Origin of the sequence: Acidovorax sp. (genome assembly GCF_016783915.1) — a bacterium.
Classification (GTDB): domain Bacteria; phylum Pseudomonadota; class Gammaproteobacteria; order Burkholderiales; family Burkholderiaceae_C; genus Acidovorax.
Window position 1 is genome coordinate 1 of record NZ_JADHVT010000054.1, and the last position, 25,787, is coordinate 25,787.

Sequence of the window (25,787 nt, forward strand, 5' to 3'; positions counted from 1 at the left end):
AGTCGGGAAGGGGGACGCCACCAGCGCGGCGGGGCGGCCCTTGCGCGGTGGCTCTGGCTTGGGCCGCGCCCATTGCATACGCCAAGGGCGAAGCACCGGCCAACTGCAACCCAAGGCCGGGCGGGGAAGCTCACAACTCGTTACGACATCTTCCTCAAGTTTCTCCGGATGACGCCGACGCGCGGCCACAATGGCACGCGCACAGAAACCGGCGTGGCCCGCTGTGAGAGGCGTTCAAAAAGAGCCCCTTTCCCACCGTTTTACCTGCCATTGCCTGCCGCGTGCCCCTCGACAATGCCGACAAAGAGGAACACACCCATGGACATGCAATACCAGCTCAAGGCAGGCAGCTATTACCTGTATGACATGCGCGAGGCGCCCAGCGCCGTCACGGGTGAACGCCGCTTCAAGCTCAAGACCGACACGGTGGCCATTGCGTTCGATGTGCACACGGGCGAGGTGCACCAGCACGGCAGCCCCACGCGCATCCAGTCCTGGGCCAACAACACGCGCCGCCGCCTGCGCGCTGCCGGCGCACAGGACGTGGCCAACGACATCGTGGTGGTGTCGGGACCACTGCCCGTGGACGAACTCAACAAATGCCTGTGGGTACGCGGTTATGTGCGCCGCATGTTCTCGCGGCTGGCGACCCTGCCCCATGGCAAGCTGCAGCGGCCTACAGCCGAGCCATTCCGCAAGGCGGCCTGAAGACCTCCCCGCTAGATGAAAAACCCCCTGCAGCGTTGCCGCTGCAGGGGGTTTTGCTTGATGGGGGCGGTATTCAGCCCCGCGTGTGGCGACGCTGCAGGGTCGCTATCGGCCAGTCATCAGAGCGCCAGCACGATCTTGTCGCCCACCGCACGCGAGCAGCAGGCCAGCATGCGCCGGTGGGTGGCCCGCTCACTCTTGCTCAGCACCTTGTCGCGGTGGTCAATCTCCCCCTCCACCACTGCGACCTCACAGGTGCCACAGAGCCCTTCGCCGCAGTCACAGGGCACGTCAAACCCGGCTGCCTGCAACGCCTGCAACAAGGTTCGGTCGCGGGGCACGGTCACCCGGACCTGGGAGTCCTGCAACTCGGCCACAAAACTGTGCTCCTTTTCGGGTTGCAGGCCAGAGCCTTCGCCGCTGAAGTGTTCATAGTGCAGCACGCCCGCCGGCCAGTGGGCACCCAGCGCCTCCAGCTCGTCGATCAAGCGATCGGGGCCACAGGCATACACCCGGTCCTGCATACCGACCGAGGCCAACAGGGCGTGCAGGTCCATGCGCTGCCCCTGGTCCTTGACGTACAGCCGCAGGTGGTCGCCATGGTCGCGCTCCAGCCGTGCCAGCAGTGCCATCTGGGCCCGAGAGCGGCCCGCGTAGTGCAACGTGTAGGGTTTGCCCAGGCGCTGCAGCCGGTCGGCCATGGCGAGCATGGGCGTGATCCCGATGCCCGCCGCAATCAGAAGATAGCGCTCGGCGCTTTCGTCCAGCCGGAACAGGTTCTTGGGACCAGCCAGCTGCACGCTGTCGCCCGGCTGCAGCACATCGCAAAAGTGCAGCGAGCCACCGCGCCCCCGCTCCTCGCGCTGTACCACGACCTGCAGGTGGCTGCGATCCTCGGCAGATCCGCACAGCGAGTATTTGCGCCGGAAGCCGCCAGCCACCACATCCACATGTGCTCCCGCAGACCACGCCGGCAGCGCACGGCCCTGCGGGTCGGCGAACACCAGGCGCCACAGGCCCTCACCCTCGGGCTGCTTGTCATGCAGCACCAGGGTGCGGGTGATGGAGTCCTTGGCGGGAGGGCCAATGTAGAAAGAAGGCGGCGCAGACAACCCTTGCGAACCTTGTCTGCGCTCGGGGTTCTGCGCTGGCTCCCATTCCACCCACAAGGCCGAGGGACCACGGAATGAGGTGTTGGACAGGTAGTCCACCTTCTGCCCAGCCACCAGGCGCATGTGCGGCAGGCGGCGCACAAACTCCTCCAGGAACACACGCATCTGCAGTCGGCCGATGTTCTTGCCCATGCACTGGTGGGCGCCGTAGCCGAAGGTGAGATGCTCGACCGCGCTTTCGCGGAACACATCGACCTCGTCCGGGTTCTCGAAATGGCGGGGATCAAAATTGGCCGAGGCCTGCACCATCAGGATCTTGCCGCCCTGCGGGATTTGCACCCCACCCACCACGGCGTCCGCCGTGGCCACCCGCCGCCAGGCAATGATGGAGCCCGCCACGCGCAAGCATTCCTCCACGGCGTTGGGAATGAGCGCGGGGTTGGTACAGATGTCTTCCCAGGCGTTGCGGTGCGTGAGCAGCGTGTGGAACGCATTGGCCGTGGCATTGGAGGTGGTCTCATGCGCCGCCGCCAGGATCGCCATCATCATCGAGCGAAGGTAGGACTCTGGCACCACGTCGGGATGGCGCAGGTGCTGGCGGATGGTTTCGTACATCCAGCCCTCACCGTCGGGATTCGCGCGCATGGTGTCCAGGATGCCCTGCGCCGTCTGCCAGAAACGCCCCACATTGTGGGCGATCGCCAGCTGCTCTTCGGGCGTTGGCCGGCCCCAGGTGTTGAGCGTGTGCGCCACCGCAAACTGGCGCAGCTGCTCGGCGCCCTCGTCCGGCACACCCAGGAACTTGAGCGCGATGTTCAGCGGGATCTCATAGAACATTTCGGCCACCAGGTCGGCTCGGCCCTTGTCGATGAAGCGGTCCATCGTCTTGCGCGCCAGGCTGCGCACCATGGGCTCCAGCGTGACCAGGCGCTCGGGCAGGAACGCGTCCGTCAGGAGGCGGCGGCGCTCCATGTGGTCAGGCTCGTCCTCATTGACCATGGTGCGATTCATGGCGAATCCGTATCCCTGCAGGATCTGCAGCACCTGCGGCGACGCCGGCGTGATCTTCTCAAGCGCCACCGAGGGCGAGAACAGCAGGTTGTCGCGGAAGACGGCCTTCACATCCTCGTAGCGCGTCACCACCCAATAACCCAGCTGGGGGCTGAAGAACACGGGCTCCTCCTCGCGCGCCCAGCGCAGATAGTCGCCCGGATCCTGCATATAGGCCGGGTCGAAGGGGTTGAACGCCGCCGCGCGAGCGCTCACCGGACAGCCATGGGGCGCAGCGGCGGCGCCAGCACCAACGGAAGGGACAGGGCAGCGCCCCATGGATGTAGCAGCAGGGATGTTCATGGCGTGGCAACGAAATTTGCGCAATGCTATTACGCAATGCGTAAATTCACAACCATCCGCTGAAAAACCCTGGTCGCTGAGCAAGCAGGCGCCAAGGGCCTAGGCTGGGGCCGATGGGCGCAGACGCAAGCAGACTTGTTCCGGGCATGTGCCTGCGGAGTCGAGCGAACGCATGTGCGGGGCGGACAGGGTGGGCAGCACGGCTGCATCAGCGCCGCGACGCGCGGCCGCGCATCCTCAGGCGTCCGCGTAGCCCATGGCGGTGCTGATGGCCTGGGCCTCGTGAATGACCATGGTGCAGACCTTGCCCTCCGGCCGCGTATCGAAGCCATTGCTGGCCCCCAGCGCAGTCAGTACGGCAGCGACATGGCCCCGCGCATCGTAGATGGGCGCTGCGATCGCGCTGATGCCCGCCAGCAGGGTGTCGCGCACGATGGCGCCGCCCTGTGCACGCACCTGTCGGCACAGCGTGCCCACGGGGTCAGCCCCCCCAATGAAGGAGCGCTGCTCGGCCGTCGCCGCCGCGAATTCCGCATGCGCCTTGGCGCGCAGCTCCGCGTCTTCAGAAAACGCCAGAAATGCCTGCCCGCTCGCAGACCACACCAGCGGCAGCACCGAACCGGGCCGGATGTTGACCGTGACCGGGAGCGAAGGCTCTTCCATGCGCATGACCGTCGGCCCCATATTGCCCATGACGGCAATGAAGCAAGTCACCTGCAGGGACTCGCGCATGCGCAGCAGGGCCGCCTCGCCCATGCGCACCGGGTCGCATTGCCGCAATGCCGCCAGACCGATGCGCACAGCCTCGGGGCCCAGGTGGTAATGCTGGGTGGCGGGATGCTGGGCCACCAGCCCTTCGGATGTCAGGCTGGACAGGTAACGGTGCACCTTGGCCGCACTCTCCTCCGACTCGGCAGCGATGGCCGTCAGGCTTGCCGCGCCCCCCAACCGCGCGAGCGCCTTCAGGATGGTCATGCCGGTTTCCGCCGACTGCACGCGTTGGCGCCGTTTGGTGAGGATGTCGGCAGGTGTGTCGGGGGCGGTGTGTGGCATGGGGACGGCCATGGGCGGCGGCAAAAGTAGGGTATCTACGTCGGGATCATTACGCATTGCGTAATATCATTGCGAAATATATATTGTTTGATCTATCTCAGGAGACACCATGCTGAATCGACGTCATGCCACGGCTCTGCTTGCGGCACTTGCCGTACTCACAGGCCCCACCGTGGCTTTCGCCCAGAACTACCCGGCCAAACCGATCCGTTGGGTGGTGCCCTATCCTGCAGGCGGTGGCTCGGACTTCCTGGGTCGCACGATCGGCATGCAACTGTCCACCCAGACCGGACAGACCGTGACCGTGGACAACAAGCCTGGCGCCAACACGGCCATTGCCGCTGCTGACGTTGCCCGTTCGGCCGCCGACGGCTACACCATCCTGTCGGCCGACAACGGTACCATGGTGTTCAACACGGCGCTCTACAGCAAGCTCTCGTACAACCCCGACAAGGACCTGGTGCCCGTGACCCTCATGGGCCGCTTCCCCATGATCCTGGTGGTGGGTCCGAACTCGGACATCCGTGACGCCAAGGACTTCATTGCCAAGGCCAAGGCCTCGCCAGGCAAGGTCAGCTACGGCTCGGCGGGCGCGGGCAGTCCGCACCACCTGGCCATGGAACTGATCAAGGTCAACGCCGGGCTGCACATGGTCCACATTCCGTACCGAGGCGCTGCACCGGCACTGACCGACCTGGCTGGCGGCCAGGTCGCCGCCATGATGGTGGACCTGGCTGCAGGCGCCGGTTTCATCAAGGGTGGCAAGATCCGCCCGCTGGCCGTCGCCAACGCCACGCGCCTGTCCCAGTTGCCCGATGTCCCCACGTTTGCCGAACTGGGCATCAAAGGGGTTGAAGCATCGGCGCAGGTCGGCATCGTGGCCCCCGCAGGCACGTCTGCGGAGGTGGTGGGTGCCCTGCAAAAACAGGTCGCCACCGCCATTCAGACGCCCGCCATCCGCCAAAAGCTGATCGACTTCGGCATTGAGCCCGTGGGCAGCACGCCGCAGCAATATGCGGACCTGATCCGCAGCGAAGTGCAACGCTGGCACAAACTGATCCGCGAGCAAAAGATCTCGTTGGACTGACCCACCGTCCCACACCGCCCCACCCTGCAAAGCCACCTTTACGGGTGGCTTTTGTTCGAGGGCATGAAGGTGGTCAGCCGTGATCAGGCCGCCGACGGTTCTGCCGCGTCGCCATCGACGGCCTCCACCACATCGGGATGCTTGACGATGGTCACCGGCACCGGGCTGGCATGTGCCAGCTCCTGCGATACGGACCCGAGCAGCGCACTGGTGATCGCGCCCTGCCCCTTGGCGCCAATGATGACCATGTGGCAGCCCAGTCGTTCGATCATGTCCACAAGGGTGTGGGCCACATCGCCCACGCCCACATCGGTTTCGTAGGCCACCCCTGCCGCATCGAGCAGCGCCCGGGCCGAGGCCATCAAATGTTCGCCCGCCTCCAGGCTGGCGGCGGCGATCAGGTCAGGGTCGCGGGTGGTCACCAGCTCGTACAACGTGGCAGGCTCCTGCACGTTGGCCAGCACGATCGAGGCCTTGAGCCCCTGGCGCACCAGGGACAGTGCATGGTGCACGCCATCCAGGGAGAGTTCGGAGCCGTCCACGGCGATGAGAATCTTGAGCATGGGGTTCTCCTTGAGTGAGTGAAGACCAGTGTAGCGACGCCATCAGCCAGCGCCAGCACAAGCCCTTGCGCCATGCCAGGGCGACCCTTGTGATCCTGTCTGGGACAATGCGCCCCATCATGCTGCAGTTCGACCTCCTCAAAACCGACCCCACCAGCCACGCACGCCGTGGCCAGCTCACGCTCAACCACGGCGTGGTGCAAACCCCCATCTTCATGCCTGTGGGCACCTATGGCACCGTCAAGGGCGTGATGCCGCGCAGCCTGCACGACATGGGCGCGCAGATCATCTTGGGCAACACCTTCCACCTGTGGATGCGCCCGGGGCTCGATGTGATGCAGAGCTTTGGCGGCCTGCACGGCTTTGAAAAGTGGGACAAGCCCATCCTTACCGATTCAGGCGGTTTCCAGGTCTGGAGCCTGGGCGCCATGCGCAAGATCACCGAAGAAGGCGTGACCTTTGCCAGCCCCGTCAACGGCGACAAGCTCTTCATGTCGCCTGAAGTGAGCATGCAGATCCAGACCACGCTCAACTCTGACATCGTGATGCAGCTTGACGAGTGCACGCCGTACGAGACCAAGGGCCACCTCACCACCGAGGCTGAGGCGCGCAAATCCATGGAGATGAGCCTGCGCTGGGCCCAACGCAGCCAGGACGAGTTCCACCGCCTGAACAACCCCAACGCACTCTTCGGCATCGTGCAGGGCGGCATGTTCAAGAACCTGCGCCAGGAGTCTCTGGAGCGCCTGGTCGAGATGGACTTTCCCGGCTACGCCGTGGGCGGCGTGAGCGTGGGCGAACCCAAGGACGAGATGCTGGACATCATGGCCCACACGCCCCACCGCCTGCCCGCACACAAGCCCCGCTACCTGATGGGCGTGGGCACGCCCGAAGACCTGGTGCAGGGCGTGGCCGATGGCGTGGACATGTTCGACTGCGTGATGCCCACCCGCAACGCGCGCAACGGCACGATGTTCACGCGCTTTGGCGACCTCAAAATCCGCAACGCACGCCACAAGGCTGACCACCGGCCGATGGACACCAGCTGCACCTGCTACGCCTGCGCGGGCAGCTCGGGCGTGTCGTGGGACGACGGCGGGCGCGAGGGCTTCAGCCGCGCCTACCTGCACCACCTGGACCGCTGCGGCGAGATGCTGGGCCCCATGCTGACCACCGTGCACAACCTGCACTACTACCTGAACCTGATGCGCGAGGTGCGCGAGTCGCTGGAGGCGGGCACCTTTGCCCAGTTCCGCGCGCAGTTCAAGTCCGACCGCGCACGCGGCGTGTGAGCCACACATTCCCCGCCCGCCAAAACGCTATGTTTTGTATAGCACCTCAGGCATGATTCACTAGCGCATCGGGCCCAAACCATTCCAAAACTCCTGCGTCACCTGCTGCACTGGCCCCTGCGGGCCCTCACAGGCCTGGGCAGCGGCCTGCTGGCGCTGCTGATCCTGTTCGAGGAATGGGGCTGGGAGCCACTGCAGCGCCTGTTGGCGCGCATCGGCCGCTGGCCGGGGCTGCGCTGGATCGAAGGCTGGGTGCGCGCCCTGCCACCCTGGGCGGCCGTGGCGCTCTTTGCGCTGCCCACGGCGCTGCTGCTGCCCATCAAGTTGCTGGCGCTGTGGGCGATCGGGCGCGGGCATGTGGTGCTGGGCATGCTGGTGATCCTGCTGGCCAAGGTGGTGGGCACGGCGGTGGTGGCGCGGCTGTTCACCCTCACGCAGCCCGCGCTCATGCGACTGCGCTGGTTTGCCTGGACCCACACGCACTGGATGCGGCTCAAGCACACCGTGCTGGAGCGCGCCCGCGCGTCGTGGGCCTGGCGCGTGGCCCGGGTGATCCAGCGACAGTGGAAAAAGCGGTGGCGCAAGCGCTGATCGCCCGGGCCGCCCCGGTGGACTGCAGCAAAATCCGCCCCATGACCACCGTCCCGACCGCATCATCTGCCCCCCTGAATGAAGCGCTGGAACTGGCCTTCAACCTCGCCCCCGTGGGCATGTGCGTGACGCGCGAGCGCCGCATCGAGATCTGCAACGACGCCTTTGCCCGCATGTTTGGCTACGAGCAGGCCGAACTGCTGGACCAACCGCTGGCGCCTCTGTATCCGTCGCTGGACGAGTTCACCCACACCGGCAACCTGGGCCTGCCCGCCATGATGGACACCGGCAGCTACAGCGACGAGCGCGTCATGCGCCGCCGCGACGGCACGCTGTTCTGGTGCCATGTGGTGGGCCGCGCGCTGGACCGTGCCAACCCGTTTGCGCGCGCGGTGTGGATGTTTGAAGACATCTCGCACCGCCGCGTGGTGAGCACGCCGCTGACGGTGCGCGAGCGCGAGGTGGCCCAGCACATCGTCACCGGTGCCACCAGCAAGCAGATTGCACGCCACCTCCACATCAGCCACCGCACGGTGGAAGCACACCGGGGGCGGATCATGCGCAAGCTGGGCGCCACCAGTACGGGCGAGCTGGTGGCCCTGCTGCTGGGCATGCCCTGACACCGGGGACAATCGGGGTCCGCACGCCCCCGCCGCCTACATGCCGCCCACCCTGCCCCGCCTTTTTGCCACCACCCGGACCGTGCCCCCACCCATGGCCTGGGCGGCCCTGGCGCTGCTGATCTTTACCGCCTGCCTGGTGGGCATCTTTGCGCGGCCCATCGGCTTTTTGTCTGCGTTCTGGCCTGCCAATGCGCTGCTGCTGGGGCTGCTGGTGCGCTACCCCCATCTGGCGCGGCCGCCCGCCTGGGTGGCGGCTGCAGTGGGCTATGTGGCGGCCGACCTGGTGACCGGCAGCGCCTGGGGCATGGCCCTGTGGCTCAACGCCGCCAACCTGCTGGGCGCCACCGCCGGCTGGCTGGTGCTGCGGGGGCTGGACGAGCCCATCCTGCGGCTGCAGCGCACGGTGGCGGCGCTGTACCTGCTGCTGGCAGCGCTGGTTGCCAGCGCAGTGGGTGCGCTGGCAGGCTGCGGCGCGGCACCGGTGTATTTCGACTCCCCGTGGACGGACCTGCTGTCCCTGTGGTTCAGCACCGAGCTGATGAACTACATGCTCATCGTGCCCGTGGTGCTGGCCGCTCCGCGCGCGGCAGACCCGCCCTCGCACACCCCGGACACCCCCCTGTTCTGGCGCGTCGCACCCGTCAGTTCGCTGGTGCTGGCCGAGGGCATCCGCACGCTCATCGGCGGGCCCGGCATGCTGGCTTTTGTCGTGCCCGGGTTGCTGTGGTGTGCGTTGAGCTACAGCGCCTTCACCTCCAGCCTGCTGTCGCTGGTGGTGTGCCTGTGGACCATGGCTGGTGTGGCTACGGGTGTGCTCAATTTCACACCGGCCCATGCGGGCGATGTGTTCTCGCTGCGCGTGGGCGTCACGCTGCTGGCCCTGGGGCCCCTGGCCGTGGCCTGTGCCAGCGCGGCGCGCGCCGAGGCCCTGCGGCGCCTGCACCATGCCGTGCGCCATGACGACCTGACGGGCGTGCTGGCCCGCCGTGCGCTGCTCAAACAGGGCGATCGCCTGCTGGAGCGCTACCAGCGTGAATCCACCGGGCTGGCGGTGATGATGGTGGACGTGGACCACTTCAAGCAGGTCAACGACCAGCACGGACACGGCGCGGGAGACCGGCTGCTGGTCAGCATTGCGCAGACCATGGCGCGCGCGCTGCGCGCCGACGACGTGCTGGGTCGCATGGGGGGCGAAGAGTTTGCCGCCGTGCTGCCCGGCGTGTCCCCCACCGAGGCCCAAGCCATTGCCGAGCGGGTGCGCAGCGCCGTGGAACGGCAGGCGCTGGATGCGACGCAGGGCGGCCCCCAGCGGGCCACCGTCAGCATCGGCCTGGTGCACAGCGCCACTCTGGGTGCGGATGCCGACATGGACACCCTGCTGCTGGCCGCCGACACGGCCCTGTACCGCGCAAAGGCCGAGGGGCGCAACCGGGTGATGGTGGGCTAGGTCAGCGTTGTCGGCGCCGCTCTGCGGCCCGCCTCACTCCTGCGCCAGTTTCACGCCCGCCCCGGTGCCACAGGCATGGCAGAACCGTGCAAACGCGCTCTTGCGGGTGCTGCAGTGGCCGCAGTGGTCGAACAGGCCGATGCCGCAGTGCGGACAAAAATCGATCTTCTCGTTTTTCAGGTCCACGGGCCGCTCGCAGCCGGGGCACACGCTCTTGGCCAGGCGGGCCAGAGCCACGTCGTAGCTCAGTTCCTTGCGGCGCTCCTGGTCGGGCAAGGCCTCGGCCAGCTTCTGGCGTTCCAGATAGCGGTTGAGCGCCTGGATCGCATAGCGCCCCACCACAGCCGTCACGGCAATGCCCACCACGTAGCGCACGTAACCGCCGTAGCTCGGCAGGTAGGGCACCAGCTCCACAAAGAAGGCAAACAGCGCAAAGAAGATGAAGCCCCACACGAACGGCCAGTAGGTGCTCTTGCGCTTCTTGACGAACAGCCAGCCGGCTGCGGCCAGCAGCGGCAGCGTGAGGGCCAGGCGGTACAGGAACACGCGCAGCTCGACCTTGCGGCGCTCGGCCCCGAGCTTCACGTAACCGTCGGACTCCATCTGGTGGAGCCGCTCCTGCCGGGCAGCTGCCGCCTGGCGGGCATCAAGGGCGGCCTGCTGCTGCGTCTCCACCGCCTGCTGGGCCTTGCGCTCCACCAGCTTGAGGGCGTCGAGCGCCTGGGTGCGAGCGATCACCTCGGGGTCCTGGTCGGCCCGCTGCGTGGCGCTGCGCGTGGACAGCCAGTTGTTGAAGCTCTCTCGCTCGGCCTGCACCTCGCTGCGCACCTTGCTGCGCTGCAGCTGGGCCTGCTCCAGCGCGGTCTGCGCGTCCTGTTCGGCCTGGCGCGCCGTTTTGACCTCGGCACGCAGCCTGTCGGCTGCGGCCTTGTCCAGAAAGTCGTCCACCCGCAGCGGGGTCTCGACCTTGGGCAGATCGCCCACGATGGTGCCGCCCAGCCCGATGAGGAAACTGGCAAACACCAGCGCCACCAGCCACAGGCCACGGCGGAACCATTTCTCGGACAGTCTCAGGGACTTGCTCATGTTCTTCTCCTCGGTGGCGCCGGGCGCCGGGGTTGGGTGCACCCTGCAGCGCACCGGAAAATGCTCTTCTTTTTATAGCTGCCAGCGCATATATTGATTGCGCCTTCTGGCATTTTGATTCAATTTTTGATCGCCAGCACCACGGGGGCGGCTGCCAGCTGCGTACGCTGCATCCAGGCCAGGACTGAATCGACGGTCACGGTCTCGATGCGGTCCGAGAACCGTTTTTCGTTCGGATGGTCGTCAAACGCAATGTTGGCAGACCCCACCCGTCCGCCCATGCGCGTGAGCGGGCCCAGCCTGAGCGTGGTGGGCTCGTAACCCTTGAACTGCAGCCAGGCCTGCGCCTGGTCGCGCGAGCGCACGGTGGCGGGCTCCATGGCCATCGCCAGGGTCTCCAGCGCCCACTGGTTGGACTGCTGGTATTTGCGGCCCCACGCGTAGCTGACCATGCTGTAGGGCGGGTGCTGCAGCGCCTTGGTGCGGCCCTTGTCCTGCAACACGGCCAGCAGGCGCTGCTGCACCTCGGGCGTGGGCACGGCGTACACGGCCTCGTAGCGCCACAGGTCGTCCAGAAAGAATTCACCCAGGCCCTGGCGGTACAGGTGGCCCACCGCCGTGCCACATTCGTTGAGCTTGTGCGCCACGCGCCACGGGCCTTCGGCCGTCTTGTAGGCCCAGCCAAAGTGCGAATAGCGCAGACCGTATTTGGAGAGGTCCTGCCCCGCACGGGCCAGCGCCACCACCTGCACGCCCGACTTGGCGTACTCGGCATCCAGCGCTACCGAGGTCTGCTCGGCCAGCTTCATGCCGCGCTCGATCACCTGCGGGGGCACGGGCTTGCGCGACTCGCACGAGCGACCAGCGTGGGCCGGCGTGGCGGCCAGCAGCGCGACCCCAGCGAGGAACACCATGCCCACCACAGCAGGGATGCGCTGCGCGGGGTCAGGGCAAAGGTTCAGGGTTTTCACCATCGTGCCGCTCCTCAAAGACGTTCGTTGTGCAGCAAGGCGCGACCGATGGCATTGGGCACAAAGGCAATGGCCTCGCCTGCCGCCGACAGGATCACGCCCGTGCCGATCACGCTACAGGTGACCACGGTGCCCACGGCATAGGCCGAGCCCGTCACACCACGGCCGACCACCTCCACACTCACCTGGGCACCATCCGAGGCTCGCTCCAGCAGGTACACAGTGCCCACGGCCGAGGCCTCCACCGCCCGCACCGTCAGCACCGCACCGCCCACCGACAACGCCGCCGGCACCGTCACCACCGCACCGGCGGCCGCCGAGGCCACCGACGCCGTGCCCACCACCGAGGCCACGGGCAAGAGCGACAGCGCGGCAGAAGCCTCGCTCTGGGCCCGGGCCGGCGCAGCAGCCACCAGGGCCGCACACACCACCCCGGCGGCCAGCAGGGCGCGAGGCAGGCGGGCCGCAGAGCCCCACGAAGAAAACTTGGCATTCATCATCATTCACTCCTCAAGATACGGCCCGCCCACGCACCCCAGGTGCGGGCCAGACCGGGTCGAAAGACCAAAAAGAAGGTTCATCCAGACAGGCGGCAGGTTGCCGCCTGCCCGCACCCGGGGCGATCAGTTCGCGCTGCTGTTCTGGGCAGCGGCCTGGGCAGCTTCGCGGCGGCCCTGCAGGCGGGCTTCCATCAGATCGGCCTCGTGGCGGTCGCGCAGCATCTTGGCCAGCGTGAAGGCGGTGGTGATCAGGTACAGCCAGCTCACGCCCAGAAAGGCCTTGTAGGTCACGTTGATGTCCATGCTCAGCAGGCCCCAGCCCGTCAGGCCCATGGCCACCGCAAAGCCCCCCCACACCACCAGCTTCCATAGGGGGGTGTCACCACCGCCACGGCGCGAAGCGCTTTCGTTGTCCCGCACAAACTTGGCCAACACAAACGCGGCCGAGAGGCAGAACACATAGCCCATCACCATGAAGGCCTGCTCCAGTTGCTCACCAGGCAGCCATGCCAGGCCCACGGCACACAGAAAAACCGCAATGCCGAACGAGACCCACACCTGTAACTGCCAGGCCTTGGTGTCACGCTGAACAACGATCGGAGAAGAAGACATTGCAGTGGTGCCCCGGGGGGCGTTGGTTGAACACGGAGCGAATGGTGCCCAGACGTAACTTGCGTGTCTGCATTGAACCGTAACAGTGGCCAGCAGCAGCCCACTCGGTATCGTTTTGCGGTACTTTCTCCCCAAAAAGACGCAAAAATCCGTTGTTCCAGCCCTACGCCACACCTGCCATGCACCTGCGCGACAGAGGCAGCGGGTGCGGCCAAAGAGAATGGCTGCCACCCCGGGCGTGGCAGCACCTGTCCGCTACGGGTACTTGCACATTTGACGGACGGAGACCCACACCATGACCAAAACCTTTGACCTCGTCGTCCACGGCGCCACCGGCTTCACCGGCCGCCTGGTGGTCGAATACCTGCTCCAGCGCTACCCCGCCGGCAGCGGCCTGCGCTGGGCCATGGGCGGGCGCAACGCCGACAAGCTGGCAGCAATCCGCGACGAACTGGGCGCTCCGGCCGACACGCCGCTGGTTGTGACCGACACCAGCAACCCCGCCAGCCTGAAGGCGCTGATGGACGCCACGCGCCTGGTGCTGACCACCGTGGGTCCTTACCAGCTGTATGGCAACGAACTGGTGGCCGCCTGCGCGAAGGCCGGTGTGGACTATGTGGACCTGTGCGGCGAGCCCGCCTGGATGCGCCAGATGATCGACGCGCACGAAGCGGCGGCCAAGGTCAGCGGCGCGCGCATCGTGTTCTCGTGCGGGTTCGACTCGATCCCGTTCGACCTGGGCGTGTTCCTGCTGCAAAAGGAATTTGCCCAGCGCTTCGGCCACCCGGCGCCCCGCGTGCGCGGCCGGGTACGCAAGATGAAGGGCACCTTCTCGGGCGGCACCGCCGCCAGCCTCAAGGCCACCATGGCGGCCGCCGCCACCCAGCCCGGCGTGCTGGACCTGCTGAAAAATCCCTTCTCGCTCACCCCCGGGTTTGAAGGCCCACGCCAGCCCTCGGGCAACAAGCCCATGGTGGACGAGGCTTTGGGCACGATGGGTGGCGATGGCGTCTGGGTCGCGCCGTTCGTGATGGCTGCCATCAACACCCGCAACGTGCACCGCTCCAACTTCCTGCTGCAGCACGCATACGGCACCGATTTTGTGTACGACGAAATGCTGATCACTGGCGCCGGCGAAAAGGGCGAGGCCATCGCCAACGCGGTGGCTGGCGACAAGTCGCTGGGCTCAGACAAGGGCCCCAAGCCCGGTGAAGGCCCTTCGCGCGAGGAACGCGAGAACGGCTTTTACGACGTGCTGTTTCTGGGCACCGACGCCGCCGGCAACACCTTGCGCGTAGGCGTGAAGGGCGACCGCGACCCGGGCTATGGCTCTACCTCCAAGATGATCACCGAAGCTGCGGTGTGTCTGCTGCAGGATGCAAAGGGCACCGTCGGCGGCATCTGGACCACGGCTCCAGCTATGGGCGAGCCACTGATCGCACGCCTGCAAGCGAATGCGGGGCTGAGCTTCGCGGTCGAGCCGGCGTAACCCCCCGGAACGTCTCCGCGGGTTGGTCCGTTTTCGCACCATGCTGGTCCGGAAACGTCCGGCCACCGACCCGTTCCATCCCAGAGAATGCAGGGCATGAACACCACCCTGCGCCCCCGCGACCTTGCCCTGGCCCTCCTCGTCATCGTCGTCTGGGGCCTCAATTTCGCCGTCATCAAGGTGGGCGTGGCCGGCGTGCCACCACTGCTGCTGGGTGCGCTGCGCTACCTGCTGGCGGCGTTTCCGGCGCTGCTGTTCGTCAAGCCGCCCAAGGTGCCGCTAAAGCTGTACCTGCTGTACGGCATGACCATGGCCGTGGGGCAGTTTGCGCTGCTGTTCTCCGCCATCCACATCGGCATGCCCTCGGGCCTGGCCTCGCTGGTGCTGCAGTCGCAGTCGTTCTTCACGCTGCTGCTGGCCGCCTGGTGGCTGCGCGAAAAATGGCACGGCAACCAGGTGGCAGGTCTCGCGCTGGCAGGCTGCGGGCTGGTACTGATCGGCAGCGCGCATGGTGCCTCCATGCCCCTGGCGGGCTTTGCGCTGACCGTGGCGGCGGCGGCCATGTGGGGCTGCGGCAATATCGTCACGCGTGCCGTGGGGCGGTATGGGCCAATGAACCAGTTTGCTTTCATCGTCTGGTCCAGCGTGGTGGCGCCGCTACCGTTTGTGGCGCTGTCCTTGTTGCTGGATGGGCCCGCCACGGTGTGGGCTGCCGTCGAGCACCTTTCCTTCCAATCGATGGCCGCCGTGGCCTATATCGCGTGGATTTCGACGCTGCTGGGCTTCGGGCTGTGGACCTACCTCATGTCGCACTACCCCGTGAACCGCGTGGCGCCCTTCACGCTGCTGGTGCCCGTGGTGGGCCTGACCACGGGCTGGGTGGCGTTTGGCGAGCAGTTGCTGCCCGTGCACTTTGCAGGCGCCGGGCTCTTGATGGCGGGCTTGGTGGTCAACGTGTTTGGCGGCCCTGCCTGGGCGGCCATGATGGGACGACTGCGCGGCGCCCAGTAAACGGTCGGACGAACGCAGGCCGCTACACCGCCAGCGGCAACTCAGTGGTCGAGAGCACGTTGCGCAGCACCATGAACGAGCGGACCTGCCGCACCCCCGGCAGGTAGAGCAGCTGCTCCGCATGCAGGCGGTTGAAGCTGTCGTTGTCGCGCGTGCGCACCAGCATGAAGTAGTCGAACTCGCCGGTGACCACATGGCATTCCATGCAGCCCGACACCTTGGCGGCTGCCTTTTCAAACTCGGCAAACGACTCGGGCGTGGAGCGGTCCAGCACCACGCCAATCATCACCAGCATGCCCGCACCCACCGCCTGGGGGTTGAGCAGCGCCACCACCTTGTCGATGAGCCCCAGCCGCTTGAGGCGCTCCACCCGGCGCAAGCAGGCGGGAGGGCTCAGATGCACCTTCTCGGCCAGTGCCACGTTGGAGAGCGACGCATCACGCTGCAGCTGGCGCAGGATGGTTTTATCGGTGCGGTCCAGTTCGGCAGAGACATCAGCCTGCGGCGCATTCTTGGGGCGAACTTTTGTTGCGCTCATAGGTCACTTAGAGAAATATTTATCCCTCACATTCTGATACATCAACCTTAAACACTGAAATTTTGGAAAATTTTGCAACCACTTGACGCGCGTGTTTTTCTACGATGAAGGCACTGCAAGCCCCCCGCTTGCGCTTTCTCTTCATCGACTGGAACACCGCCATGAACCTGCAGAAATTCGCCCGCCACCCGCTCACCTTCGGCCCCTCGCCCATCACACCGCTGCCCCGCCTGTCGGCCCACCTCGGCGGCAAGGTGCACCTGTATGCCAAGCGCGAGGACTGCAACTCGGGCCTGGCCTTCGGCGGTAACAAGACCCGCAAGCTCGAATACCTGATCCCCGAGGCGATTGCGGGTGGCTACGACACGCTGGTGTCCATCGGCGGCATCCAGTCCAACCAGACACGCCAGGTGGCCGCAGTGGCTGCGCACCTGGGCATGAAGTGCGTGCTGGTGCAGGAGAACTGGGTCAACTACTCCGACGCCGTGTACGACCGCGTAGGCAACATCGAGATGAGCCGCATCATGGGCGCAGACGTGCGCCTGGATGCGGCGGGCTTTGACATCGGCATCCGCCCCAGCTGGGAGCAGGCCATGGAGGATGTGAAGAAGGCGGGCGGCAAGCCCTTCCCCATCCCCGCAGGCTGCTCCGAGCACCCCTACGGCGGCCTGGGCTTCGTGGGCTTTGCCGAGGAAGTGCGCCAGCAGGAGAAGGAGCTGGGCTTTCAGTTCGACTACATCGTCGTGTGCTCGGTCACGGGCAGCACGCAGGCGGGCATGGTGGTGGGCTTTGCGGCCGATGGGCGCGCGCGCAAGGTGATCGGTATCGACGCCTCGGCCAAGCCCGAGAAGACCCATGCCCAGGTGCTGCGCATTGCCCAGAACACCGCCAAGCTCGTGGAGCTGGGCCAGGAGATCACCGCCGAGGACGTGGTGCTGGACACACGCTACGGCGGCCCGGAGTACGGTCTGCCCAACGAGGGCACGCTCGAAGCCATTCGCCTTTGCGCGCGCCAGGAAGGCATGCTGACCGACCCGGTGTACGAAGGCAAGTCCATGCACGGAATGATCGACATGGTGCGCAAGGGCGAGTTCCCCGAAGGCTCCCGCGTGCTGTACGCGCACCTGGGAGGGGTGCCGGCGTTGAACGCCTACAGCTTTCTTTTTCGCAACGGCTGATCATCCACAACCCACTGCGCGCGAAGAGCGGGAGCGACTGGCCCTGCTGACCGGGCTATCGCTGATTTGACAGAGGTATCTGAAACCTGTTGTGAAAGCTGCTGATCGCTCAGGCCACCAGCAGCTTTTGCACCTGTTCACGCAGCACGGTGGGCTGCACTTGCGCCGACGCGACAGGCTGACCCACATTCAGCCCCACCCGGCTGTAAAACCCTCGGCGGAACGGCCGCACCATGGCCCCGCCTTGCTCGATGCGGCTGAAATACGAGCCCCACAGATTGGTCAATGCCATAGGGATCACCGGGGCCTCGACACCCTCTGCGCGTGCACGCTCGATGATCTTCATGATGCCGCCCTTGAACTCCTGCAGCTGACCGTCCTTGGTGATGCCGCCTTCGGGGAAGATGGCCAGCAGATCGCCTTCGCGCAACACCTGTGCGGCGCGATCGAAGGCGGCTTCGTAGGTTTTAGGGTCTTCCTTGTAGGGCGCGATGGGGATCGCCTTGGCCAGGCGGAACAGCCAGCCCAGCACGGGCACGCGGAAGATGCGGTGGTCCATCACGAAGTAGATGGGACGCGGGCTGGCCGCCATGAGCAGCACCGCATCCACAAAGCTCACGTGGTTGCACGCCAGGATGGCCGCGCCCGCTGAAGGCAGGTTCTCGTCGCCTTGCACCTTGAAACGGTACACGAACCGCGAAGACACCCAGGCCACAAAACGCAGCAGGTACTCAGGCACCAGCATGAAGATGTAGAACGCCACCACGGCGTTGGCCAGGCCGGTGAACAGGAAAATCTGCGGCACCGTGAAGCCTGCGCCCAGCAGCGCACCTGCGATGAGCGAGCTGCCGATCATGAACAGCGCGTTCAGGATGTTGTTGGCCGCGATGATGCGCGCGCGGTGCGTAGGCTGGCTGCGCATCTGGATCAGTGCGTACATGGGCACGCTGTACAGGCCCGCAAACAGGCTGAGCAGCGCCAGGTCCAGCATCACGCGCCAGTGCGCGCCCTGGGCCATGAAGGCGGCGAGGCCCATGATCTCGGACGGCGGCAGGCTGCGCGAGGCGAAGTACAGGTCGATGGAGAACACGCTCATGCCGATGGCACCCAGCGGCACCAGGCCGATCTCGACGTGGCGGCGCGAGAGCACCTCGCACAACAGCGAGCCCACACCAATGCCGATGGAGAACACCACCAACAGCAGCGACGCCACCTGCTCGTTGCCATGCAGCACGTTCTTGGCCAGGCTGGGGAACTGGCTCAGGAACACCGCGCCGAAAAACCACATCCAGCTGATGCCCAGCAGCGAGCGGAACACCACGATGTTCTCGTGCGCGAGCTTGAGGTTGCGCCAGGTTTCGGTGAAGGGATTCCAGTTGATGGTCAGGCCCGGGTCGGTGGCCGGCACCGAGGGGATGAACTGCGCCACCGCGCGTCCCGCCAGGGCCGCCACCACACAGGCCACGGCCACGGTGGTGTGGCCGATGCCGGGGATGGCCACCAGCAGTCCACCCGCCACATTGCCCAGCAAGATGGCCACAAACGTGCCCATCTCGACCATGCCGTTGCCGCCCGTCAGCTCACGCTCGTTGAGCACCTGGGGCATGTAGGCAAACTTGACCGGGCCAAACAGCGTGGAGTGCACGCCCATCAAGAAGGTGCACAGCAGCAGGATGGGAATATTGCCCGCGATGAAACCCACGGCAGCCACCAGCATGATGGCGATCTCCAGGTTCTTCACGAAGCGGATCATCTTCGTCTTGTCGTACTTGTCGGTCAGCTGGCCCGAAGTGGCCGAGAACAGCAAGAACGGCAGGATGAACAGCGCGCCGATCACCAGCCCCGCCATGGCCGGCGGCAGCCAGTCCACGCTGAGCTGGTAGGTCACCATCACCGTGAAGGCGAACTTGAAGAGGTTGTCGTTGGCCGCCCCAGAGAACTGGGTCCAGAAGAAGGGCGCAAACCGCCGCTGGCGCAGCAAGGCAAACTGGTTCGGGTCCTCGTGCGTGGGCGCTGGGGCCACGCTGGTGGAGGCGGTGTCGGGGCTCATGCGTTTCTCCTCGTTTCCGATGGGTTGGCTTGTTGGAATTTTCCGGACCTGCGCTTCATGCGCCGGATCTGCGGGCGACACCCACGGCGTGGGCGCCATTCTGCCCGGACGGCATGACCAGCGGCATCACCGCCGCGTCACTGTGGCGCAAAGCCACCAGCGCCCCCAGTGCCGTCAGCACCGGCCAGGCCGCGCCCGCCGCCAGCACATGCTTGAGGCTGTGGCCTGACACCCATCCGCCCGTGGCCTCGAACACCGGGTGGTCTGCCGCCTCCAGCAGCTTGGCCAGGGCGTACAGCACCACCACCACGCCCAGGTGCAGCGCCAGGCCATCGGCCCGGGGTGGAACGCATGCCAGCACCAGCACCACCAGCAGGCCGCCCAGCTGTACCACGGCCCAGGGCAGCAGGTTGCCGGTGTGCACCCAGACCCAAACCGCCATCGGCCCGGCCAGCAGCACGGTGCCAGCGGCGGCCACGCCCGCCCGCGCGCTCACCCGGCTGGCAGCCGCCAGACCCAGCAGCCCCGCGAAGGGCAGCACCATGCCCAGACGGTCCCACAGCAGACCCGCGTCCTGCGGCTGCCAGTGGTACAGCACCGAGCCTGCGGCGGTGCACAGCAGCCCGCCAAAAAACAAGGCGGCCAGCGCACGGGATGTCGCGTCCAGCGCGCTCGGCGCCACACGGCGCAGCACGGACAGGCCCCATGCACCCGCCAGCACAAAGGCCAGGTTGCTCAGCACATCCAGCGCACAAGGGATGCCCCACAGCGTGCGCTGGTCGGCAAACCCGTGCTGGTGCTCGCTGGCAGGCAGCAGCGGGCCGAACAATGCCAGCGCCAGCAGCGCGGCCGCGCCCAGCAGCAGGCCCGTTTCGGCATACGACAGGCGCGGCAGCTTTGGCAGGCCGCGAGAACGAAGGACAGTCACAGGGGAAGAAGACATCACACACACCGTAGAAAGTGAACGATGCCGCGCAGTGTGGTGAGCGGTGGCGGCAGCTCCCGCAAGAAGTCGCTCAAGAGGCTACCCACGCGCCTTTGGGTATTGATAATCGATACCAAGGAGCCCCACACCATGAGCACGACCGCCGATCTCGTCACCGCCCTGAAAAAGGAACTCAAGACCGCGCAGATGACCTACGCCGACCTGGCGCAGGCGCTGGGCATGGCCGAGTCCAGCGTCAAGCGCATGCTGGCCAAGGGCGACATGCCGCTGTCGCGCATCGACGCCATCTGCCGCGCGCTGGCGCTGGACTTTGCCGACCTGGCGCGGCGCGTGGCCGACGAACAGCCCTTGCTGAAAGAGTTGACCCAGGAGCAGGAAAAGGCCGTGGTGGCGGACAAGAAGCTGCTGCTGATGGCGATTTGTGTGCTGAGCCAGTGGACGCTGGAGCAGGTGACCGGCTACTACCGCCTGACCGAGGCCGAGGGCATCAAATACCTGGCGCAGCTGGACCGCATCGGCATCATCGAGCTGCGGCCGCTGAACCGCTACCGCCTCAAGCTGGCCAAGACGTTCCGCTGGCGCCCCCATGGGCCCGTGATGAACTACTTCCGCGACCATGCGCTGCTGGACTACTTTGCGGGCGGCTTTGACGGACTGGGCGAAGGCGTGCTGCTGGTGCACGGCAACATCAGCCGCAGCCTGGCGCCCGCCTTCATGGAGCGCATGCAGCGCGTGGCGCAGGACTTTGCCCAGCAGCACCTGGCCGACCAGAAATTGCCCGACCGCGAGCGCGAAGGCTACACCCTGCTGCTGGCCATGCGCAGCTGGGAGTTCGAGGCGTTTGCCAGCATGCGGCGGTAGGCCTCCCGCCGATTTCGCGGGCCCCTGCAAGCGGCAGCCGTCGCTGCCCGCCAACTTCTGCCCTTGGTTGAGCGCAGCGGCCGCCCCACAGGTGCGGGGACTGGCCGCAGGGTCATGAACCAGCCTCTAATCACTATCCCTTTGATAGCTATCGGCGCATGAAACACCTGCGCCTGAGGTTAAAAACGCCTCAAAAACCCTCCTTGTACCCGGCAAGAGATGGCTTGACGCCACAAACAGAAATAACTATTCTTTAAATTGCAAATTCAATCAATTTAAGAATAGTCAAATGAAAACCACCCGCCAGCAGCAAGACGCCACGCGCCGCCAGATCGTGGCCAGCGCGGTGGATCTCATGACCCGCCAGGGCTTTGACGGCACGACGATGAAAGACATCGCGCGGGCCGCCGGCATTGGCGACGCCACGATCTACAAATACTTTCCGACCAAGGACCGCATCGTGCTGGGCTACCTGGACGACGTGACCCACCAGGCGCTGGCCGACACGCTGCAGACGCCGGGCTTTGCGGGCTACGGCCTGCAAGAAAAGCTGCAGCGCCTGACCGATGCCGTGCTGGAGCGCCTGCTGGCCGACCGCGAGTTCGTGGCCCAGGTGCGCGGCCTGGCCCGGCGCTCGCCGCTGTCGATGCTGGCCGAGCCGCTGGCAGCGCGCCAAAACCTGCGCGATGCGGTGGCGAGCTTTCTGGAAGCCGCCGAGGCCAGCGGCGAGATCGAGCCCTGCGACTTCAAGGGCCTGGCGGGCGGGCTGTACACCGACTACCTGGCCGGTGTGGTGACCTACTGGCTGGCCGACACCTCCGACGAATTTGCCGACACCACACAGCTGGTGGACCTGTCGCTGGGCGTGCTGGTGCAGGCGCTGCGCGGCGGGCTGGTCAACCGCGTGCTGCAACTGGGTGGCTTTGTGCTGCGCAGCCAGATGGCCCGCATGGTGCAGCACGGCAGCGGCCTGATGGGCATGCTGCACATGGCCCAGCAGGCCATGGCCAGCGCCCCCACAGCCCGGGCACCCGCTCCCATGGCAGCCGCCGCCGCAAGCCCGGCCACCACACCTTCGCAGCCCCCTCGCGCGCCACGCAAGCCCCGCGCTTCCACGCCCCCCACCGAGGCACCTGCAGCCCAGCCCAAAGCCACGCCCCGCAAGAAAAAGAGCGCCCCATGAATGCGACCCCAGCCCTCGCCGCGCCCACCACCGCGCGCGCCACACAAGTGCCGCCCGGCACCGCCATCCACGCCACACTGCCGGGGGCAGATTTTTTTGATGCCTACGAAGTGGCCGACCGGCACCCCACACGCTCTGCCCTGCAGTCGTGGCTGGACGTGGCGGCCCGCACCCCTGCGTGGACGCGCGCCCTCATGTTCGCGCGCAACAAGGCCGTGCGACTGGTGGGCCTGAAAGACCTGGGCCAGCTGGACGACGGCCACCCGCCTGCCAGCGGCCGGTCCCTGCGCAACGCACGCAGCTACCGCGTGGGCGACCGCGTCGGCATCTTCCGCATCCGGCATCTGAGCGACACCGAAGTGGTGATGGGCCAGGACGACAAACACCTGGACGTGCAGGTGTCCATCTGCAAACAGCCCGCCGCCCCTGGCGCCACGCCCCGCGTGGTGCTGAGCACGGTGGTGCACATCCACAACACACTCGGCCATGCCTACATGGCGGTGATCACGCCGATCCACCGTGTCATAGCGCGCGGCACGGCTCAGCGCCTGGCAGACCATGGCCCAAACTGACGCAGACGCACCCCGCACCGGCAAGCTGGCTCGCAGTGCCATCACGGGGCTGGCGGCAGCGCGCATCGGAATGGCTGAGCTCTCGCACCGCACGCGCAAGCGCTCAGCCCAGGCGCAGACCGAGCACGAGGCAGCGCTGGGCCGCATTTTGTTTGGCGCGTTGGGGCAGCTGCGGGGGTCAGCGCTCAAGGTGTCGCAACTGCTCAGCATGCACCCGGGCCTGCTGCCCGACGGCGTGCGCCGCGAACTGGCACGCGCCCACCACCAGACCCCGCCGCTCAACCGCGCCCTGGTGGGCCGCGTGTTCCGCCAGGCCTTCGGGCAGGAGCCGGAGGCGCTGTTCGACCATTTCGAGCCCACCGCGTTTGCCGCCGCCAGCCTGGGCCAGGTGCACCGCGCACAGCTGGCAGGCCACGGCACGGTGGCTGTCAAGGTGCAGTACCCCGGCATTGCCGCCACCATTGCGAGCGACATGCAACTGATGCGCGCCGCGCTGCGCGCGCTGGCCCACACCGACATGCCTTTGCCCGCCGATGCCGTGCTGGACAGCGTGATGACCGAGATCGAGGCCACGCTGCTGCGCGAGGTGGACTACCTGCAGGAGGCTGAACAGATGCAGTGGTTCGCCCAGCACGCGGCCCGGCCGGGCGTGGTGATGGCGCAGCCCCTGCTCTCGCACACGCGGGCCCAGGTGCTCACGCAGCAATTTCTGCCCGGCCAGCCGCTGCAGGCCTGGCTGGGCACACAGCCATCGCAGGCGCAACGCGACCAGGCGGGGCAGCATCTGTGGGACTGGTTCATGCACTGCATCTTTGTGCTGGGGCGGGTGCATGCCGACCCGCATCCGGGCAACTTCCTGTTCGCGCCCGATGGCACGGTGGGCGTGCTGGACTTTGGCTGCACGCGCGCCCTGCCCAGCGCATTCAGGACGCAGGTGGTGCAGGCGTGGTCGGCACTGCTGCGCGCCGACACCGACCCAGCGCGCAACGCGCAGGTGCTGCAGGCCTACCAGGCGCTGGGGCTCTTGAGCAACGACCTGACCGTACAGGCCTACACCAGTGAACTCGCCCCCGCACTGGCCGAGATGCAGGCCTGGCAGACGGAGCCTTTCACCCAGCCCGTGTTTGACTTTGGCACCAAGACACCGCCGCCCATCACCCCCAGCCAGCACCAGCGCGTGCTGGGCCGGCACCTGGCCCAGGTGCCCGGCGAAATGCCGGCGTTCGAGCGCATGTGGATGGGGCTGATGCACCTGCTGACGCAGCTGCGCGCGCGCGTGCGCACCCAGGCACATGAGGCACTGACCATTCACCCATGACCAACACCGCCCTGACCCTCGCCGCAGCCGGACTGGCCCTGGTGGGCGCGGCCCATTCGGTGCTCGGAGAGCTTCTGCTGTTTCGCAGCCTGCGCACGCAGGGGCGCCAAACGGTGGGGCGCGTGGAGCCGGGCGCTGCGCAGCAGGTGCTGCACACCCCACACCTGCGCATCCTGTGGGGCACCTGGCATGTGGCCTCGGTACTGTGCTGGGCATTGAGCGCCCTGCTCTGGCGCCTGGGCACCGCGCCTTGGGACGCTGCCCTGGGCGCCTGGGCCGCGGATGTGGTGGGCATTGCCACGCTGGCCAGTGGCGTGCTGGTGTTCTGCGCCACCCACGGCAGGCACCCAGCCTGGTGCGCACTGCTGGTGATTGCGGCGCTGGTGTGGTGGCGCTGACGCAGCTCACACGCTGCAGGCGTGACAAAAGTCTCGCAGCGGCCGTTTGCCTCCGAAGTCGGCAACACAACTTCACAAAGCTTCGCAATGGGCCTACACCGGCTTGACGCAGCCTGTGCACCATGAAGTCTCCGGTTCCGCAAGGAATCATTTCTGAGGAGACCCTTATGGCCCGCAAAGCACTTGCCGCTGTGTCCATCGCCCTGCTGTCGCTGGGCGCCGCGAGCGCGGCGCAGGCGCAGACCAACGCCACCGTCGTCATCCAGGCTGGCACACCCGCCTACCAGCAACCCGCCCCGGTGCGCGTGCAATACCAGGCTCCGCCCCCTCCCCGCTACGAAGCGGTTCCCCACCCGCGCCGCGGCATGGCATGGGTTCCCGGCCACTGGGAATGGCGTGGCCACCACCATGTGTGGATGCAGGGCTACTGGGTCAAAGCCCGCCCCGGCTACCACTATCGAGAGCCCCGCTGGGTTGAACGCGGCGGCCGCTGGGACATGCAGCGAGGCGGCTGGGACCGTGATGGCGACGGCGTACCCAACCGCCATGACCGCGACCGCGACGGGGACGGCGTGCCCAACCGCTACGACCACCGCCCGGACAACCCGTACCGCCGTTAAGCCGATGGGCAGCCGCCCACGGTGGCGCTCAGGCCCGCCCCAGACCGCCCCCCTGCGCCTACGCCAGGGGCGGCGTCGCGCCTACAGCGCGGCACCGGAAACCCGTGCACCATCGTCCCACCCGGTTCCGTATCGAACCATCCACAGGAGACACTCATGGCCCGCCACCCGCTCACTGCAGCCTCCCTCGCCCTGATGGCGTTTTTGGCCTTCGCTCCTGCGCAGGCCGCCACCCAGGGTACCGTCATCATTCAGTCCGGCCAACCCGAGCGCACTTACCAGACTGCGCCCACGTACCAGGTGATTCCTGCGCCGCCCCCTCCGCGCAATGAAGCAATGCCCCGCCCTCGCCGAGGCCAGGTGTGGGAAGAAGGCCACTGGGAATGGCGTGGCAACCGCCACCACTGGGTGCGCGGCCACTGGGTGCAGGCGCGCAACGGTTACCAATACCGCCAACCCCAGTGGATCGAACGCGAAGGCCGGTGGGAGATGCAACGCGGTGGCTGGGACCGCGACGGTGACGGCATCTCCAACCGCAACGACCGGGACCGCGATGGCGACGGAGTGCCCAACCGCCGCGACAGCCAGCCGGACAACCCGCGCCGCAATTGATGGACCGGCCCCA

26 protein-coding genes are annotated in these 25,787 nt (G+C 66.6%); 16 read left to right on the plus strand and 10 right to left on the minus strand.

Annotated features, from left to right (window positions below; all coding sequences use genetic code 11):
• Positions 1-318 precede the first annotated feature (318 nt).
• Positions 319-708, plus strand: a complete 390-nt coding sequence (locus tag ISS20_RS12060) for a hypothetical protein (RefSeq protein WP_291436898.1) — start codon at positions 319-321, stop codon at positions 706-708.
• A 119-nt stretch (positions 709-827) separates the two neighbouring features.
• On the opposite strand, the gene ISS20_RS12065 is transcribed toward ISS20_RS12060, so the two are convergent.
• Positions 828-3,173 carry a cytochrome P450/oxidoreductase gene (locus tag ISS20_RS12065; RefSeq protein WP_291436899.1) on the minus strand — a complete coding sequence of 782 codons (2,346 nt, stop codon included), beginning with the start codon at positions 3,171-3,173 and terminating at the stop codon, positions 828-830.
• Between the two features lie 237 nt (positions 3,174-3,410).
• Complete coding sequence (locus ISS20_RS12070) at positions 3,411-4,226, minus strand: IclR family transcriptional regulator (RefSeq protein WP_291436900.1); 816 nt, start codon at positions 4,224-4,226, stop codon at positions 3,411-3,413.
• A 109-nt stretch (positions 4,227-4,335) separates the two neighbouring features.
• Between ISS20_RS12070 and ISS20_RS12075 the strand changes: the two genes are divergently transcribed.
• Positions 4,336-5,313: a tripartite tricarboxylate transporter substrate binding protein gene (locus ISS20_RS12075; RefSeq protein WP_291436901.1), complete on the plus strand. Its 978-nt coding sequence runs from the start codon at positions 4,336-4,338 to the stop codon at positions 5,311-5,313.
• 83 nt (positions 5,314-5,396) lie between these two features.
• Here the strand turns inward: ISS20_RS12075 and ISS20_RS12080 are convergent, their stop codons facing one another.
• Positions 5,397-5,876, minus strand: coding sequence for a universal stress protein (locus ISS20_RS12080; RefSeq protein ID WP_291436902.1), 480 nt, complete (start codon positions 5,874-5,876; stop codon positions 5,397-5,399).
• Between the two features lie 119 nt (positions 5,877-5,995).
• On the opposite strand from ISS20_RS12080, the gene tgt reads away from it, so the two are divergent.
• The 4 genes from tgt (at position 5,996) to ISS20_RS12100 (ending at position 9,829) form a co-directional block, all read left to right on the plus strand.
• Positions 5,996-7,168: a tRNA guanosine(34) transglycosylase Tgt gene (tgt, locus tag ISS20_RS12085; protein WP_291436921.1), complete on the plus strand. Its 1,173-nt coding sequence runs from the start codon at positions 5,996-5,998 to the stop codon at positions 7,166-7,168.
• Positions 7,169-7,372: 204 nt separating this feature from the next.
• Positions 7,373-7,759, plus strand: coding sequence for a hypothetical protein (locus ISS20_RS12090; protein WP_291436903.1), 387 nt, complete (start codon positions 7,373-7,375; stop codon positions 7,757-7,759).
• 41 nt (positions 7,760-7,800) lie between these two features.
• Positions 7,801-8,379, plus strand: coding sequence for a PAS and helix-turn-helix domain-containing protein (locus tag ISS20_RS12095; protein ID WP_291436904.1), 579 nt, complete (start codon positions 7,801-7,803; stop codon positions 8,377-8,379).
• 40 nt (positions 8,380-8,419) lie between these two features.
• Positions 8,420-9,829 (plus strand): sensor domain-containing diguanylate cyclase, encoded by a 1,410-nt coding sequence (locus ISS20_RS12100; protein WP_291436905.1) that lies wholly within the window; start codon positions 8,420-8,422, stop codon positions 9,827-9,829.
• Between the two features lie 33 nt (positions 9,830-9,862).
• Here ISS20_RS12100 and ISS20_RS12105 read toward each other — a convergent pair whose 3' ends face one another.
• The 4 genes from ISS20_RS12105 to ISS20_RS12120 all read right to left on the minus strand — a co-directional run bounded on the left by ISS20_RS12105 (position 9,863) and on the right by ISS20_RS12120 (position 12,998).
• A complete protein-coding gene (locus ISS20_RS12105) occupies positions 9,863-10,915 on the minus strand; it encodes a zinc ribbon domain-containing protein (protein WP_291436906.1) in 1,053 nt (350 codons plus the stop codon).
• 119 nt (positions 10,916-11,034) lie between these two features.
• Positions 11,035-11,829, minus strand: a complete 795-nt coding sequence (locus ISS20_RS12110; protein WP_291436922.1) for a DUF2145 domain-containing protein — start codon at positions 11,827-11,829, stop codon at positions 11,035-11,037.
• Between the two features lie 71 nt (positions 11,830-11,900).
• A complete protein-coding gene (locus ISS20_RS12115; protein WP_291436907.1) occupies positions 11,901-12,386 on the minus strand; it encodes a hypothetical protein in 486 nt (161 codons plus the stop codon).
• A 123-nt stretch (positions 12,387-12,509) separates the two neighbouring features.
• Complete coding sequence (locus ISS20_RS12120) at positions 12,510-12,998, minus strand: YiaA/YiaB family inner membrane protein (protein WP_291436908.1); 489 nt, start codon at positions 12,996-12,998, stop codon at positions 12,510-12,512.
• A gap of 295 nt (positions 12,999-13,293) precedes the next feature.
• Here ISS20_RS12120 and ISS20_RS12125 point away from each other — a divergent pair, with 295 nt between their 5' ends.
• Together ISS20_RS12125 and ISS20_RS12130 are read left to right on the plus strand one after the other, a co-directional pair.
• Positions 13,294-14,487, plus strand: a complete 1,194-nt coding sequence (locus ISS20_RS12125; RefSeq protein WP_291436909.1) for a saccharopine dehydrogenase NADP-binding domain-containing protein — start codon at positions 13,294-13,296, stop codon at positions 14,485-14,487.
• A gap of 96 nt (positions 14,488-14,583) precedes the next feature.
• Positions 14,584-15,498 carry an EamA family transporter gene (locus ISS20_RS12130; RefSeq protein ID WP_291436910.1) on the plus strand — a complete coding sequence of 305 codons (915 nt, stop codon included), beginning with the start codon at positions 14,584-14,586 and terminating at the stop codon, positions 15,496-15,498.
• A 22-nt stretch (positions 15,499-15,520) separates the two neighbouring features.
• Here ISS20_RS12130 and ISS20_RS12135 read toward each other — a convergent pair whose 3' ends face one another.
• The gene (locus tag ISS20_RS12135) at positions 15,521-16,036 is read right to left on the minus strand and encodes an Lrp/AsnC family transcriptional regulator (RefSeq protein ID WP_291436911.1); all 516 of its coding nucleotides are present in this window, start codon (positions 16,034-16,036) and stop codon (positions 15,521-15,523) included.
• A gap of 161 nt (positions 16,037-16,197) precedes the next feature.
• Between ISS20_RS12135 and ISS20_RS12140 the strand changes: the two genes are divergently transcribed.
• A complete protein-coding gene (locus tag ISS20_RS12140) occupies positions 16,198-17,214 on the plus strand; it encodes a 1-aminocyclopropane-1-carboxylate deaminase (protein WP_291436923.1) in 1,017 nt (338 codons plus the stop codon).
• A gap of 109 nt (positions 17,215-17,323) precedes the next feature.
• On the opposite strand, the gene ISS20_RS12145 is transcribed toward ISS20_RS12140, so the two are convergent.
• Both ISS20_RS12145 and ISS20_RS12150 read right to left on the minus strand, forming a co-directional pair.
• Complete coding sequence (locus ISS20_RS12145) at positions 17,324-19,264, minus strand: MFS transporter (RefSeq protein WP_291436912.1); 1,941 nt, start codon at positions 19,262-19,264, stop codon at positions 17,324-17,326.
• 55 nt (positions 19,265-19,319) lie between these two features.
• Positions 19,320-20,207 carry a hypothetical protein gene (locus ISS20_RS12150; protein WP_291436913.1) on the minus strand — a complete coding sequence of 296 codons (888 nt, stop codon included), beginning with the start codon at positions 20,205-20,207 and terminating at the stop codon, positions 19,320-19,322.
• Positions 20,208-20,339: 132 nt separating this feature from the next.
• Between ISS20_RS12150 and ISS20_RS12155 the strand changes: the two genes are divergently transcribed.
• From ISS20_RS12155 to ISS20_RS12185, 7 genes are all read left to right on the plus strand, one after another.
• On the plus strand, positions 20,340-21,071 hold the full coding sequence (locus tag ISS20_RS12155; RefSeq protein WP_291436914.1) for a helix-turn-helix transcriptional regulator: 732 nt from the start codon (positions 20,340-20,342) through the stop codon (positions 21,069-21,071).
• Between the two features lie 289 nt (positions 21,072-21,360).
• Positions 21,361-22,254 (plus strand): TetR/AcrR family transcriptional regulator, encoded by an 894-nt coding sequence (locus ISS20_RS12160; protein ID WP_291436915.1) that lies wholly within the window; start codon positions 21,361-21,363, stop codon positions 22,252-22,254.
• The gene (locus ISS20_RS12165; protein WP_291436916.1) at positions 22,251-22,826 is read left to right on the plus strand and encodes a DUF2867 domain-containing protein; all 576 of its coding nucleotides are present in this window, start codon (positions 22,251-22,253) and stop codon (positions 22,824-22,826) included. The genes ISS20_RS12160 and ISS20_RS12165 overlap by 4 nt, the downstream gene beginning before the upstream one ends.
• On the plus strand, positions 22,813-24,144 hold the full coding sequence (locus tag ISS20_RS12170) for an AarF/ABC1/UbiB kinase family protein (protein ID WP_291436917.1): 1,332 nt from the start codon (positions 22,813-22,815) through the stop codon (positions 24,142-24,144). Before ISS20_RS12165 ends, ISS20_RS12170 begins: the two co-directional genes overlap by 14 nt.
• Entirely contained in the window at positions 24,141-24,542 is a 402-nt protein-coding gene (locus ISS20_RS12175; RefSeq protein WP_291436918.1) for a hypothetical protein, read from the plus strand. Before ISS20_RS12170 ends, ISS20_RS12175 begins: the two co-directional genes overlap by 4 nt.
• Positions 24,543-24,709: 167 nt before the next feature.
• A complete protein-coding gene (locus ISS20_RS12180) occupies positions 24,710-25,162 on the plus strand; it encodes a hypothetical protein (RefSeq protein ID WP_291436919.1) in 453 nt (150 codons plus the stop codon).
• A 156-nt stretch (positions 25,163-25,318) separates the two neighbouring features.
• Positions 25,319-25,774: a hypothetical protein gene (locus tag ISS20_RS12185; RefSeq protein ID WP_291436920.1), complete on the plus strand. Its 456-nt coding sequence runs from the start codon at positions 25,319-25,321 to the stop codon at positions 25,772-25,774.
• Positions 25,775-25,787: the final 13 nt, after the last annotated feature.

Coding starts and splice junctions, on each gene's coding strand:
- ISS20_RS12060 (WP_291436898.1), top strand. CDS start 319: ATGGACATGCAATACCAGCTCAAGGCAGGCAGCTATTACCTGTATGAC.
- ISS20_RS12065 (WP_291436899.1), bottom strand. CDS start 3,173: ATGAACATCCCTGCTGCTACATCCATGGGGCGCTGCCCTGTCCCTTCC.
- ISS20_RS12070 (WP_291436900.1), bottom strand. CDS start 4,226: ATGCCACACACCGCCCCCGACACACCTGCCGACATCCTCACCAAACGG.
- ISS20_RS12075 (WP_291436901.1), top strand. CDS start 4,336: ATGCTGAATCGACGTCATGCCACGGCTCTGCTTGCGGCACTTGCCGTA.
- ISS20_RS12080 (WP_291436902.1), bottom strand. CDS start 5,876: ATGCTCAAGATTCTCATCGCCGTGGACGGCTCCGAACTCTCCCTGGAT.
- tgt (WP_291436921.1), top strand. CDS start 5,996: ATGCTGCAGTTCGACCTCCTCAAAACCGACCCCACCAGCCACGCACGC.
- ISS20_RS12095 (WP_291436904.1), top strand. CDS start 7,801: ATGACCACCGTCCCGACCGCATCATCTGCCCCCCTGAATGAAGCGCTG.
- ISS20_RS12100 (WP_291436905.1), top strand. CDS start 8,420: ATGCCGCCCACCCTGCCCCGCCTTTTTGCCACCACCCGGACCGTGCCC.
- ISS20_RS12105 (WP_291436906.1), bottom strand. CDS start 10,915: ATGAGCAAGTCCCTGAGACTGTCCGAGAAATGGTTCCGCCGTGGCCTG.
- ISS20_RS12110 (WP_291436922.1), bottom strand. CDS start 11,829: ATGGTGTTCCTCGCTGGGGTCGCGCTGCTGGCCGCCACGCCGGCCCAC.
- ISS20_RS12115 (WP_291436907.1), bottom strand. CDS start 12,386: ATGATGAATGCCAAGTTTTCTTCGTGGGGCTCTGCGGCCCGCCTGCCT.
- ISS20_RS12120 (WP_291436908.1), bottom strand. CDS start 12,998: ATGTCTTCTTCTCCGATCGTTGTTCAGCGTGACACCAAGGCCTGGCAG.
- ISS20_RS12125 (WP_291436909.1), top strand. CDS start 13,294: ATGACCAAAACCTTTGACCTCGTCGTCCACGGCGCCACCGGCTTCACC.
- ISS20_RS12130 (WP_291436910.1), top strand. CDS start 14,584: ATGAACACCACCCTGCGCCCCCGCGACCTTGCCCTGGCCCTCCTCGTC.
- ISS20_RS12135 (WP_291436911.1), bottom strand. CDS start 16,036: ATGAGCGCAACAAAAGTTCGCCCCAAGAATGCGCCGCAGGCTGATGTC.
- ISS20_RS12140 (WP_291436923.1), top strand. CDS start 16,198: ATGAACCTGCAGAAATTCGCCCGCCACCCGCTCACCTTCGGCCCCTCG.
- ISS20_RS12145 (WP_291436912.1), bottom strand. CDS start 19,264: ATGAGCCCCGACACCGCCTCCACCAGCGTGGCCCCAGCGCCCACGCAC.
- ISS20_RS12150 (WP_291436913.1), bottom strand. CDS start 20,207: ATGTCTTCTTCCCCTGTGACTGTCCTTCGTTCTCGCGGCCTGCCAAAG.
- ISS20_RS12155 (WP_291436914.1), top strand. CDS start 20,340: ATGAGCACGACCGCCGATCTCGTCACCGCCCTGAAAAAGGAACTCAAG.
- ISS20_RS12160 (WP_291436915.1), top strand. CDS start 21,361: ATGAAAACCACCCGCCAGCAGCAAGACGCCACGCGCCGCCAGATCGTG.
- ISS20_RS12165 (WP_291436916.1), top strand. CDS start 22,251: ATGAATGCGACCCCAGCCCTCGCCGCGCCCACCACCGCGCGCGCCACA.
- ISS20_RS12170 (WP_291436917.1), top strand. CDS start 22,813: ATGGCCCAAACTGACGCAGACGCACCCCGCACCGGCAAGCTGGCTCGC.
- ISS20_RS12175 (WP_291436918.1), top strand. CDS start 24,141: ATGACCAACACCGCCCTGACCCTCGCCGCAGCCGGACTGGCCCTGGTG.
- ISS20_RS12180 (WP_291436919.1), top strand. CDS start 24,710: ATGGCCCGCAAAGCACTTGCCGCTGTGTCCATCGCCCTGCTGTCGCTG.
- ISS20_RS12185 (WP_291436920.1), top strand. CDS start 25,319: ATGGCCCGCCACCCGCTCACTGCAGCCTCCCTCGCCCTGATGGCGTTT.